Source organism: Micropruina glycogenica (genome assembly GCF_900289045.1).
GTDB lineage: Bacteria > Actinomycetota > Actinomycetes > Propionibacteriales > Propionibacteriaceae > Micropruina > Micropruina glycogenica.
This window is the reverse complement of record NZ_LT985188.1, coordinates 307,558-320,195: the sequence shown is the minus strand read 5'-3', so window position 1 is coordinate 320,195 and position 12,638 is coordinate 307,558. Positions and strand designations below refer to the sequence as shown.

Sequence of the window (12,638 nt, the reverse complement as noted above, 5' to 3'; positions counted from 1 at the left end):
ATGGAGTGGAAAGAAACGATCAGCACCGCGATCTCGGCGCTCAACGCGCGCCGCATGCGGTCGCTGCTCACCATGCTCGGCATTCTGATCGGCATCGCGGCGGTCATGCTGACCGTCGGCCTGGGCCAGGGCGCCTCGGCCTCGATCACCTCACGCATCAACGCGCTGGGCTCGAACCTGATCGTGGTGACGCCCAGCCAGTCGACGTCGTCGGGCGGCTTTCGTGGCGGCGGCGGCTCGGTGTCGACCCTGACCACCGCCGATGCGACCATGCTCGCCGACAAGACCGTGGCCCCCGACATCGCGGCGGTCGCCCCGGTGTCGAGCACCTCGGGATCGCTGCAGAGCTCCAGCACCACCTGGACCTCGACCGTGGTCGGCACCACGCCCGACTGGCTGACGGTGCGCGCCCGCACGGTGAGCACCGGACGGTTCTTCACCACCGACGAACTCGACAGCTCGAGCAACGTGGCGGTGATCGGCTCGACCACCGCCACCGAACTGTTCAGCGACGGCTCGCCGGTCGGCCAGACGATCAGCATCAACGGCTCGTCGTTCACCGTGATCGGCATTCTGAACACCCAGGGCACCTCGGGCACCAGCAACGAGGACGACACCGTGCTCGTTCCGCTGACCTCGTACGCAGCCCGGTTGTCGACGTCGAGCAACGCCAACAGCATCTCGTCCATCTACCTGTCGGGTAAGGACGCCGACAGCCTGTCGGCGGCCTACCAGCAGGTGAAGACCGCGCTGCTCGCCTCGCACGGCGTGACGAGCGACAACGCCGACTTCTCGGTGAGCACCCAGGCGTCGCTGGTCGAGACCGCGACCTCGATCACCGGAATCCTGACCGTGCTGCTCGGCGGCATCGCCGGCATCTCGCTGCTGGTCGGCGGCATCGGCGTGATGAACATCATGCTGGTGTCGGTCAGCGAGCGGGTGCGCGAGATCGGCCTGCGCAAGGCGCTGGGCGCCACACCGGGCGTGATTCGGCAACAGTTCCTGGTCGAGGCCGGCATTCTCGGCACGCTGGGCGGTCTGCTCGGCATCGCCATCGGGGTCACCGGCGCGCTGATTCTGACCCCGATCATCGGCATCTCGGTCGCCATTTCGATACCCGCCACCCTGCTCGCGCTCGTGGTGTCGCTGGGTATCGGCCTGGTGGCGGGTGTGTACCCCGCGTCGCGGGCCGCGAAGTTGGCCCCGATCGACGCATTGAGGAGTGAGTAGCACATGGCCATCAATGGACGCCTTCGGGCTGTGATCATCGCCGGCACCGCGCTGGCCGTGGTCGGCGGCGTGGGGTGGGGGGTCGCGGTGGCGAACCCGTCCAGTCAGACGAGGTACGTCACCGCAACCGCCGGCACCGGCGACGTGACCCAGACCTACACCACCTCGGGCACCATCGCGCGCACCAACACCTCAGAGGCGAGCTTCGCCGTCGACGGTACGGTGAGCAGCGTGAAGGTCGCCGTCGGCGATCAGGTCGAGGCCGGTGACGTGCTGGCGGTGCTCAAGAAGGGTCCGCTGCAGTTGGCGGTGCTCGACGCCGAGACGTCGGTGGCCGAGGCCAAGGCGAACCTGTACTCGGCACAGAACCCCACCAGCACCAGCAGCCGGACGGGCTCGTCGGGCTCGAGTTCGAGTTCGAGCGGCTCGGGTTCGAGCGGCTCGGGTTCGAGCGGCTCTGGCGGCAGCGGGTCGGGTGCGCAGGGTGGGGTGACCATCAACCCTGCTCCCCTGCTGGCCGCCACCACGGCGCTCACCACTGCGGTCGCGGCCGAAGAGGTCGCTTGTGAACCCGTGTTCGGGGCCGTTCCCGAACCGACGGCGAGCCCGTCCCCGTCGACGAGCGAGAGCCCGTCGGCCAGCCCGAGCCCGTCCGAGACGACCACCGAAACGGCCAGCCCGTCGGCCGAGCCGACGCCCACCGAGAGCGAATCGCCGTCGGCCAGCCCGTCCGCGACGGTCGAAGACCAGGACGCGATCATCGAGGCCAACGACCCCACCGATGCCGAGCTCAAGGCGTGCGGTGAGGCTCGCGCGCAGGTCAAGCTGGCCACCGCGAACCTGCAGACGGTGGTGCAGCAGTTGGTGCAGCCGTCCGGCAACGGCGGCACCGGCGGCCAGAGCGGCACGGGATCGTCCAACACCACGTCGGGTTCGTCGAGCACCAAGTCGGGCTCGTCGAGCAGTTCGTCGACCACCACGGCCACCGTCAGCGCCGCCCAGGTGGCGTCGGCCAAGGCCAAGCTGCTGCAGGCCGAGCAGGCGCTGCAGGCGGCGCAGGACGACCTCGACAACGCCGAACTGCTGGCTCCCATCGCGGGCACGGTCGGCACGGTCGAGCTGTCGAAGGGCTCGGCGTCCAGCGCGGGGGCGATCACCATCGTGGGCAGCGGTAACGCCCAGGTGAGCTTCGAGTTGCCGCTGGCCACCCGCACGCTGGTCGAGAACGGCCAGAAAGTGACCGTGACCCCGGCGGGGTCGACCAAGGCCCTGGCCGGCACGATCACCAGCATCAGCGCCGTCGAAACCAGCGGCACCGCGGGTGACACGCCCACCTACACCACGGTGGTGACGGTGTCCGACGCGGACGGGTTGCTGGCCTCGGGCGCGAAGGCGTCGGTGACCATTCCGGTGGCCTCGGCCACCAACGCGGTGCGGGTGCCGGCCTCGGCCGTCACACCCACCGGTACCGGTACGGCCACGGTGCAGGTGCTGGCCTCGGGTTCGTCCACGGCCTCGACGGTGCAGGTGACCACCGGCGCCGTGGGCGGCGGATGGGTCGAGATCAAGCAGGGCATCAGCGCCGGTGACACGGTGGTTTTGGCCGACAACACCGCGGAGTTGCCGACCAACACCAACAACAACCAGCGGCGTACGACGACCACCGCGACGGCTCAGGCCACCACGGCGGCCCAGTCCGGCGGTGGCAGCTCGACCCAACCCAGCGCCCAACCGACGGCGACGGCCAGCCGCTGACCCGACCACCGTCATCCCGGGCTTGACCCGGGATCTCCCAACGGCGGTAGGAGCACGATCACAGGTGCCGCACTACCTCGTCGACGAACCGGGCGGCGATGCGGGCGGTGCGGGCGTCGACGTCGAACAGCGGGTTGAGCTCGGCCACCTCGAACAGGCCGAGCCGGCCCGACGCCGCCACGGTGCGCAGCACCGCGAGGATCACCGCAGGGGCCACTCCGAAGGCCGCAGGGGCACTCACCCCCGGCGCGACGGCCGCCGGCAGCACGTCCAGATCGAGGGTCAGGTGCACCCGGTCGACCCTGCTCAGCAGAGCCTCGGCCGCGGCGACGGCGCTGGTGGCGTCGGTGTCGACGTCGTACAGGATCTCGACGCCCAGCCGGTCGGCGGTGTCGAACAGGGCCCGAGTGTTGCTGGGCCGGCTGACGCCGATCACCGAGTAGTGGAAGGGGCGTCCGGCTGCGGCGAGATCATCGGCAAGCTGGCGGAACGGCGTGCCCGACGTGGCGATCGGGGCCTGGCGCAGGTCGAGGTGGGCGTCGAGGTTGAGCACGCCCCAGGTCTCGCTTCGATCCGTCCAGCCCAGGCCGCTGCCGTAGGCGACCGCATGGCCGCCGCCGAGTACGAGCGGCAGCGCCTCGCGGTCGAGTAGCCCGCCGACCACGGCACCGAGCCGCGCCTGCCCCGCTTCGAGGTTGCCGTCGGCCACCACCACGTCGCCGAGATCGGTGACGGGACGTCCGGGGTCGGCGAGGTTGGCCAACATCGTGCGCAGCGCCGTCGGCCCCTCGGCCGCGCCGAGCCGGCCGTGGTTGCGCCGCACGCCTTCGTCGCTGGCGAAACCGACGATCGCGACATCGCCTGGCGCCACGGTCACGATGTGGTGCCAGCGGGCGTGCTCGGCGCCGGGGCCGTCCTCGCGGCCCTTCCAGCGCACGGGTTCGCGGTCGATCACGTCCATCGCCCCCTTGCCGGCGCGCCGTTCTTGACCACGGCCACGACCAGCGGCACGCCGGGTCGGTAGGCCAGGTGCAGGTGACTCGGGGCGTCCAACAGAGCCAGGTCGGCCACCGCGCCGGGGCGCAGCACGCCCAGGTCGTCGCGGCCCAGCGCCTTGGCTCCGCCGGCGGTCGCGGCCCAGAGCGCTTCGTCGGGGCTCAGCCGCAGGTCTCGGACGGCCAGCGCGATCACGAACGGCATCGACGTGGTGTAGGACGTGCCCGGATTGCAGTCGGCCCCCAGCGCCACGGTGACGCCGGCGTCCCAGAGCCGGCGGGCGTCGGGGTAGCGGTTGCGGGTGCTGAAGTCGGCGGCGGGCAGCAGGGTTGCCACGGTGGACGACGTGGCCAGCGCCTCGATGTCGGCGTCGGTGGTGTGGCAGACGTGGTCGACCGAGGTGGCGTCGAGTTCGACGGCGAGCTGCACGCCGGGGCCCTGGTGCAGCTGGTTGCCGTGCACCTTCACCCCTAGTCCGGCGGCTTTTCCGGCGGCCAGCACGGCCCGCGACTGGTGCTCGTCGAAGGCGCCGACCTCGCAGAACACGTCGACCCAACCCGCGAGCGGCGCGCAGGCGGGAATCATCTGGTGGATCACCATCGCCACGTAGTCGTCGGTGCGGCCGGCGAACTCCGGCGGCGTCACGTGCGCGGCCAACAGCGTGGCGAACGGTGTATGCGAGCCGGCGACCTGCAGGCTGCGCCGCTCGTCGGGCACGCTCTGGCCGTAGCCCGACTTGATCTCGACGGTGGTCGTGCCCTGGGCCAGGTACTCGCCGGTGAGCCGGGCGACGTTGCCGCCCAGCTCGTCGTCGGTGGCGGCCCGCGTCTTCGCCAGCGTCGATCTGATGCCGCCCGCGGCGTACGACTCCCCCGCCATGCGGGCCGCGAACTCCTCCGCGCGCTCGCCGGCGAACACCAGGTGACTGTGGCTTTCGACGAACCCCGGGACGACCGCCCTGCCACCGGCGTCGAGGCGCTCGTCGGCGCCCGCGCCGTCCAGTTCGGCACGGGGCCCCACCCAGGCGATGCGGTCGCCGTCGAGCACGACGGCGGCGTCGGTGATCGCCCCGAGCAGGCCGCCGTGCGCAGGGTCGTTGGTGACCAGCGAGCCGATGTTGTCGATCAGCACGCTCACGGCGCTCAGCCTTCCAGCATCGGTATGCGGACGCCCCGCTCACGCGCCACGTCGGCGGCGTGGGAGTACCCCGCGTCGACGTGCCGGATCACGCCCATGCCCGGGTCGTTGGTCAGCACCCGCGCCAGCTTCTGCGCGGCCAACTCGGTGCCGTCCGCGACGCAGACCTGGCCTGCGTGAATCGAGCGGCCGATGCCGACCCCGCCGCCGTGGTGAATGCTCACCCAGGTGGCGCCCGAGGCGGTGTTGACCAGGGCGTTCAGCAGCGGCCAGTCGGCCACCGCGTCGGTGCCGTCCAACATCGATTCGGTCTCGCGGTAGGGCGAGGCGACCGAGCCCGAGTCGAGGTGGTCGCGGCCGATCACGATCGGGCCGATCTCACCATTGGCGACCATCTCGTTGAACTTCAGCCCGGCCAGGTGGCGTTCGCCGTAGCCGAGCCAGCAGATGCGGGCGGGCAGGCCCTGGAAGGCGACGCGTTCTTGGGCCATCGTGATCCAGCGGCGCAGGTGGTCGTTGTCGGGAAACAGGTCAAGAATCGCCTGATCGGTCTTGCGAATGTCGTCGGGGTCGCCCGACAACGCCGCCCAGCGGAACGGGCCGAGGCCCTCTTCGAAGAGCGGACGGATGTAGGCCGGCACGAAGCCCGGAAACGCGAAGGCGTCGGCGAAGCCGCCCTTGCGGGCCTCGTCGCGAATCGAGTTGCCGTAGTCGAACACCTCGGCACCGGCGTTCTGAAAGCCCACCATGGCCTCGACGTGGGCGGCCATGGACGCCTGCGCGTCGCGGGTGACCTGCTCGGGGTTCTGGGCGGCTCGGCGCTTGAGGTCGGCGAACGCGTAGCCCTGGGGCAGATAGCTCAGCGGGTCGTGGGCCGAGGTCTGGTCGGTCACCACGTCGATGGTGATGTCGCCGGCGTTGTGCCGGCGCAGCAGCTCGGGCACCAGGTCGGCGGCGTTGCCGAGCAGGCCGATCGACAGCGGCGTCCCAGCTGCCTTGGCCTGGTTGGCCAGCGCGACCGCGTGGTCGAGGTCGTCGGCCTTGACGTCGAGGTAGCGGTGTTCGAGGCGGCGGTCGATGCGGCTCTCATCGCAGTCGATGCAGATCGCGACGCCGTCGTTCATGGTGACCGCGAGCGGCTGCGCACCGCCCATGCCGCCCAGCCCGGCGGTGAGCGTGATGGTGCCGGCCAGCGTGCCGCCGAACCGCTTGCGGGCCACCGCACCGAAGGTCTCGTAGGTGCCCTGCAGAATGCCCTGGGTGCCGATGTAGATCCACGACCCGGCGGTCATCTGGCCGTACATCATCAGCCCGGCGGCCTCCAGTTCGCGGAAATGTTGCCAGTTGGCCCAGTCGCCCACCAGGTTGCTGTTGGCGATCAGCACCCGCGGCGACCACTCGTGGGTGCGGAACACGCCCACCGGCTTACCGGACTGCACCAGCAGTGTCTCGTCGGCTTCGAGCGTCTCGAGAGTGCGCACGATCGCGTCGTAGGCCGCCCAGCTGCGCGCGGCCCGTCCGGTGCCGCCGTAGACGACGAGATCGTCGGGGTGCTCGGCGTTCTCGGGGTCGAGGTTGTTCATCAGCATGCGCAGCGCGGCCTCTTGGGGCCAGCCCTTGGTGTGCATCTCGGTGCCACGGTGAGCGCGGACGGGTCGGGGGCCCGACACGTTCTCGGTGGTGGTACGCGAGTCGGCGGTGATGGTCATGGGTGCTCCTCTCACCTTCAGCATTGGTCAGCCAAGGGGTGGATGCACGAGGCAAGCCTGGCGCATCTGGTATCCGAGACAGACTGGCCCCTACAGTGATCGCGGTCGAAGCAAGAACGGAGCATGACGGTGGCGAACGAGTCGAGCACGTCGCCCGCGGTCGGCCGCGCGCTCGACATGCTGAGTTACCTGGCCCAGCGGACGGGCACGGTGCCGGCCTCGACGATCGCCCGCGACCTCGGACTGCCGCGGTCGTCGGCGTACCACATTCTCACGGTGCTCACCGAGCGCGGGTTCACCGTGTATGTGCCCGAGGCAAGGGGTTATGCCCTGGGGGCGGCGGCGTATCAGCTGTCGTCGGCCTTCACCATGCACGACCAGATGGAGCGGCTGGCGCGTCCGGTGCTGCGATCGGTCGCGGCCGCGGCGGGCATCACCGTGCACCTGGGCATTCTGCGCGGGGCAAGCACGCTGTACCTGCTGAAGGAGTACCCGGCCAAGCAGAGCGAACACGAGCCCCCGCTGGTCACCGCGGTCGGGGTGTTGCTGCCGGCCCACCTGACCGCGAACGGCCGGGCGATTCTGGCCCACCTGCCCATCGAGCAGTTGCAGGCGCTGTACAGCAAGCCGGGCGACTTCACCTCGCGGACGGGTCGTGGGCCGCGCTCGCTGGAGGAGTTACAGACCGCCCTCGCCCTGGAACGCGCGCAGGGCTGGTCCGAAGAGGTCGAGTTGATCGGAGCGGGTCTGCGCTCGGCCGGTGCGGCGATCTTCGACCTGCACCGTCAGCCGGTGGCCGCCCTGAGCTGCACCTGGCGCTCACGGGTGGCGTTGCGCGACCCGTCCGAGTTGATCGGGCACCTGGTGGCCGGCGCCAATGAGATCACCCGGAGACTGCAATGACGGTTTGGGGACGGTTCTCCAACCAACAAGGGGACGGTTCTCCAACCAACAAGGGGACGGTTCTCCAACCAACAAGGGGACGGTTCTGCAACCAACAAGGGGACGGTTCTCCAACCAACAAGGGGACGGTTCTCCAACCGTCTACGAAGGTCCGTGACTTCACATTCTCCAACCGTCGGAGAACCGTCCCCCAACCGTCGGAGAACCGTCCCCCAACCGTTGGAGAACCGTCCCCTGACATGCGATCACTCAAGCGGGCCGGTGATTCGCTCCGCGGCGGCGATAAGAGCGCCGTCACGCACGAGTTCGACCACGGCCTCGATCTCGGGTGCCAGAAAGCGGTCGGGGCCGACGCCATCGACCACCTGACGAATGCGGTCGCGCACCGCCGCGGTGGCCGGGGCCGGACGACGCTCGCGCAGCTCCAGCGCCCGCGCCGCACTGAGTGCCTCACCAGCCAGCACGCGGGTGAGCCCGTCGAGCGCGCGACGCAGCTTGCGCGCCGCCGCCCAACCCATCGACACGTGGTCTTCTTGCATGGCCGATGAGGGGATCGAGTCGACCGAGGCCGGCACGGCGAGCCGCTTCAGCTCCGACACGATGCCGGCCTGGGTGTACTGCAGAATCATGTGCCCCGAGTCGACCCCCGGGTCGCCGGCCAGGAACGGCGGCAGCCCGTGGCTGCGCTTCACGTCGAGTAGCCGATCGGTGCGGCGCTCGCTCATCGAGGCCACATCGGCCACCGGAATGGCCAGAAAGTCCAGCGCGTACGCCACCGGCGCGCCGTGAAAGTTGCCATTGCTTTCGACCCGGCCATCCAGCGTCACCACCGGGTTGTCGATCGCCGAGGCCAGTTCGTTCTCGGCCACCCAGCAACAGTGCGCGAGCGTGTCGCGGGCCGCGCCGCTCACCTGGGGCGCGCAGCGCAGCGAGTAGGCGTCCTGCACGATGGGGCATTCGTCGTCGGCGTGCCCGGCGGCGATCTCTGAGCCGTCCAGCATCGCCGCGATGACTCGGGCGCCCGCCGCCTGGCCCGGCTGCGGCCGCAACGCCTGCAGGTCGGGAGCGAACACCCGGGGCGTGCCCAACAGCGCCTCGACGCTCATCGCGGCGGTGATGTCGGCCGTGGTCAGCAGCGCCGCGAGGTCGTGGCCGGCGAGAATCAACTGGCCCAACATGCCGTCGGTGCCGTTGATCAGGGCCAGACCCTCCTTCTCGGCCAGCGTCACCGGCTCGATGCCGGCGTCGCGCAGGGCCGCGCCGGCCGCCCGGCGCTCGCCGCCCGCGTCGCGCACGAATCCCTCACCCATCACCGCGAGCGCGCAATGCGCCAGCGGGGCCAGGTCGCCCGAACAGCCGAGCGATCCGAACTCGTGCACGATCGGCGTGATCCCCGCGTTGAGCAGGGCGGCGTAGGTTTCGGCCACCACCGGACGAACCCCGGTGCGGCCCGTGGCCAGCGTCGACAGCCGCAGCAACATCATCGCGCGGACGACCTCGCGCTCGACCTCGGGCCCCGACCCGGCTGCGTGCGAGCGGATCAGGCTTCGCTGCAGGTCGACGCGCCGATCGCCCGGAATGTGCCGGGTGGCCAGGGCGCCGAACCCGGTCGAGACGCCGTAGACCGGACGATCGGCCACTGCCAGCGCCTCGATGCGCTGACGCGTGGCGGCCAGTGCGGCCAGCGCGTCGGGCGCGAGCGTCACCCGAGCGTCGTGGCGGGCGACAGCCACCACCTCGTCACGGCTGACCGGGCCCATACCGACCCGAACCACGCCGACCTCAACCGCACCGATGGCCATGGACGTCTCCTCTCGTCTACACGGTGACGGCTCGTCGCCCCGCGGGCCAGCCTCACCCGGGCTGCGTCTCGGATCCGAGTAGGCGCGCACGCGAGTTCGCCACGCCCCATCGTGCCGCTCGGGTGACGCTGCTGAGAGACCCATTGTCGAAGGAGCCCCCATGCACCGACGCCGTGCGGCCGGTGTGCTGTTGGTCGCGCTCACCGTGGGCCTCACCACCCAACCCGCCGCGGCAGCGTCCGGCTACTCCAGCGACAAGACCAAGCCCGACCTGAGTGCCGCGCTGGCCGCGTTCAACTACCGCTGGCGCGCCAGCGGCAAGGCCGACCTGAGCGGCACGGTCAAAGACGTCGTCACCCTGGCCTGGAACGACCGCGTGGCCAGCTGGGTGAATCACAACGCCACCTCGGTGCAGCGGTTCCGCGCCCTGCAGGACGCCGAGTACCGCTCGGCGGACGGCAGCGGCTACGACCAGTCGATCACCGTCGCCGACGGACTGGGCCAACGGCTCGGCGCGCTCTACGTCGAGGGCCGCCTGACCGGCAAGCTGCCGCTCACCTCGAAACTGCTCAGCAACACCGACGGCACGATCGGGCGCTACGTCACCACCGGAGCTCTGAAGAAGCAGTTCGGCTACCCGCGTCCGTTTCTGCCCGCCGACCCGAAGGCGGCCGCCGTGCCCGGCGATTCGAGTGTCTGCGCCGCGAGCCGAGTGAATGCGTCGTCCTTGGCGTCGATGCGCAAGGGGCAGCCGTGGGCGGACGCGGCCGGCAACCTGCTGATCACCCGGGTAGCCGACGCCACCGACACCAGCGGTCGCTTCTCGGCCAAGCCGGTGAAGTTGAGCGGCGACTACGGCAGCTCGGGGTTGTGCACCGGCGGGTCGTTCCCCAGCGGCCACACCACCAGCGCCTACCTGTCGGGCATCGCGCTGGCCACCCTGCTGCCCGAACTGGCACCGTCGATTCTGGCCCGCACGTCAGAGGCGGCCAACAACCGGGTGGTGCTCGGCGTGCACTACCCGCTGGACGTGATCGGCGGACGCATCAACGGCCAGGCCGGCGTCACCCAGCGTTGGGTCGACAAGAAGTTTCGCGACGCCAACATTCTGACCGCGCGCAAGGAGCTGGTGGCCTACCTCGAGAAGAGCTGCGGCGCCGCACTCGCGGTATGTATCGCCGGTGACCAGCCCTACGCCAACCGGCCGTACGGCGCGAGCGCCGTACCGGGTGGGTCGAGCCAGGCCGTCACCGACCGCGCCTCGGCGCTCGCCGTGTACACCGAGCGGCTCGGCTATGGCTTCGCCGCCCGCTTCGCATCGTCGGCCACCTCGGTGCCCAGCAAGGCCGAGTACCTGCTGGTGACGGCGTTTCCGACCCTGTCGCTCAAGCAACGCAGGGCGATTCTTGCCCAAACCGAGGCGGGTGCCGGCAACCCGCTCGACACCACCTCACGCGGCGGCGTGTTCAGCAAGGGTCCGGGCTCGTGGCAGCGGCTCAACCTGGCTGCAGCCATGTCGGCGACGGTGCGGCTCAGCGCCGATGGCACGGTCACGGTGATCGCGGTGGGTGGCGCACCCACGGTGGTGCGCGACTGATGTCGCCGCTGGGTGCCGCAGACTAGCCTGGGCACGAGCAGGAGGTGGTGATGGCACGCAGGGCCCTGGTGGCCGCACTACCCGCTCTCGCGCTGACCATCGCGCTGCTGGCCCCGTCGACCGCACGGGCGCAGTCACCCTTCCCCAGCGATGACGACAAGCCGAAGCTCGCCGCCGTGCTGGTGGGCTTTCGCACGGTGTGGCGCTCGTCCGGCGACGATGACCTGACCGGACGGGTGCGCAACGCCCAGCAACTGCAGTGGAACGACCGGCTGACCAGTTGGATCAACCAGCACGCCACGTCGGCACAGAAGTTTCGCGCGCTTCAGGACGCGCAGTATCTGACCGCGAAGGGCTCGGGTTACGACCAGTCGATCACCATTGCCGACGGGCTGGGCCAACGACTCGGCACCCTCTACGCCAAGGGACGCCTGGGCGGCAAACTGCCGCTCACCACCAAACTGCTCAACACCACCACCGGCAGCGCCGGCGACTACTTCGACACCGGCGACACCAAGGCCGCGTTCGGCTATCCCCGGCCCTACCTGCCGGTGAGCACCGGCTCGGTGCGGGCCAGCGGCGACCAGGCCGCCTGCGCGCCCAGCCGCGTCAGCGGCGAGTCGCTGGCGTCCCTTCGCAAGGGGCAACCCTGGGCCACCGCCGCGGGCGACCTGCGCATCACCCGGGTCGCGCCGGCCGTCGACACCAGCCGACGGTTCGCCACCACCGACGTGACGCTCGACGCCGGGTACGGCCGCGCATCGCTGTGCCTGGGCGGCTCGTTTCCCAGCGGTCACACCACCGACGCCTACTCCGCGGGCCTCACCCTGGCCACCCTGCTGCCCGAACTCGCGCCGAGCATTCTGGCCCGGGTGTCAGAGGCGGCGAACAACCGCATCGTGCTGGGCGTGCACTACCCCCTCGACGTGATCGGTGGACGCATGGCCGGCCAGGCCGCGGTCGCCGCCCGCTGGTCGGACGAGAAGTTCCGCACCCAGGTGTTGCAGCCGGCGCGCCGCGAACTGATCGGCTACCTGCAGTCGGCGTGCGGCGACACCCTGGCCGCGTGCATCGCCGCCGACCGTCCGTACACCGACGACCCCTACGGCGGCGCTGCGCCCCCGGCCCTGACCGGCCAGGTGGTCACCGACCGCACCACCGCACTGATCGCCTACACCGAACGGCTCGGCTACGGCTTCACGCCGATCACCCCCGCGGCACTCGGCGCGTCGGTGCCCCAAGGGGCTCAGAACCTGCTGCGCACCGCCTTTCCCACGCTGACCGGCACGCAGCGGCAGTCCGTGCTGGCGCAGACCGAAACCGCTTCTGGCAACGCCCTCGACACCACGACCCTGCAGGCCCTCGGGCTTGCGGACGGCTCGTGGCAGCGGCTGAACCTGGCCGCTGCCCTGTCGGCCACGGTGCTGCGTCTTGCCGACGGCACCGTGCGGGTGCTCAGTGTCGGAGGCTCCCCGACCGTGCTCGACGGCTAGATCTTCGCTGGTGCAG

Annotated in this window: 9 protein-coding genes; 5 read left to right on the top strand and 4 right to left on the bottom strand. The window is 70.5% G+C overall.

Annotated features, from left to right (window positions below; translation table 11 throughout):
- Positions 1 to 1,230, top strand: coding sequence for an ABC transporter permease (locus MPLG2_RS01450; RefSeq protein ID WP_105184610.1), 1,230 nt, complete (start codon positions 1 to 3; stop codon positions 1,228 to 1,230).
- A gap of 3 nt (positions 1,231 to 1,233) precedes the next feature.
- Positions 1,234 to 2,985 carry an efflux RND transporter periplasmic adaptor subunit gene (locus tag MPLG2_RS01445; protein ID WP_105184609.1) on the top strand — a complete coding sequence of 584 codons (1,752 nt, stop codon included), beginning with the start codon at positions 1,234 to 1,236 and terminating at the stop codon, positions 2,983 to 2,985.
- A gap of 58 nt (positions 2,986 to 3,043) precedes the next feature.
- On the opposite strand, the gene hutG is transcribed toward MPLG2_RS01445, so the two are convergent.
- The 3 genes from hutG to hutU are packed head-to-tail and all read right to left on the bottom strand — an operon-like array spanning position 3,044 to position 6,827.
- On the bottom strand, positions 3,044 to 3,946 hold the full coding sequence (hutG, locus tag MPLG2_RS01440) for a formimidoylglutamase (protein ID WP_105184608.1): 903 nt from the start codon (positions 3,944 to 3,946) through the stop codon (positions 3,044 to 3,046).
- Complete coding sequence (gene hutI / locus MPLG2_RS01435) at positions 3,937 to 5,118, bottom strand: imidazolonepropionase (RefSeq protein ID WP_197710035.1); 1,182 nt, start codon at positions 5,116 to 5,118, stop codon at positions 3,937 to 3,939. The genes hutG and hutI overlap by 10 nt, the downstream gene beginning before the upstream one ends.
- A 5-nt stretch (positions 5,119 to 5,123) precedes the next feature.
- On the bottom strand, positions 5,124 to 6,827 hold the full coding sequence (hutU, locus tag MPLG2_RS01430) for a urocanate hydratase (RefSeq protein ID WP_105184607.1): 1,704 nt from the start codon (positions 6,825 to 6,827) through the stop codon (positions 5,124 to 5,126).
- 123 nt (positions 6,828 to 6,950) lie between these two features.
- Here hutU and MPLG2_RS01425 point away from each other — a divergent pair, with 123 nt between their 5' ends.
- Positions 6,951 to 7,730 carry an IclR family transcriptional regulator gene (locus tag MPLG2_RS01425; protein ID WP_105184606.1) on the top strand — a complete coding sequence of 260 codons (780 nt, stop codon included), beginning with the start codon at positions 6,951 to 6,953 and terminating at the stop codon, positions 7,728 to 7,730.
- A 245-nt stretch (positions 7,731 to 7,975) separates the two neighbouring features.
- On the opposite strand, the gene hutH is transcribed toward MPLG2_RS01425, so the two are convergent.
- On the bottom strand, positions 7,976 to 9,532 hold the full coding sequence (hutH, locus tag MPLG2_RS01420; protein ID WP_173909587.1) for a histidine ammonia-lyase: 1,557 nt from the start codon (positions 9,530 to 9,532) through the stop codon (positions 7,976 to 7,978).
- Positions 9,533 to 9,692: 160 nt separating this feature from the next.
- Between hutH and MPLG2_RS01415 the strand changes: the two genes are divergently transcribed.
- Positions 9,693 to 11,129 carry a phosphatase PAP2 family protein gene (locus tag MPLG2_RS01415; protein WP_105184605.1) on the top strand — a complete coding sequence of 479 codons (1,437 nt, stop codon included), beginning with the start codon at positions 9,693 to 9,695 and terminating at the stop codon, positions 11,127 to 11,129.
- 50 nt (positions 11,130 to 11,179) lie between these two features.
- The gene (locus MPLG2_RS01410; protein WP_158680777.1) at positions 11,180 to 12,622 is read left to right on the top strand and encodes a phosphatase PAP2 family protein; all 1,443 of its coding nucleotides are present in this window, start codon (positions 11,180 to 11,182) and stop codon (positions 12,620 to 12,622) included.
- Positions 12,623 to 12,638: the final 16 nt, after the last annotated feature.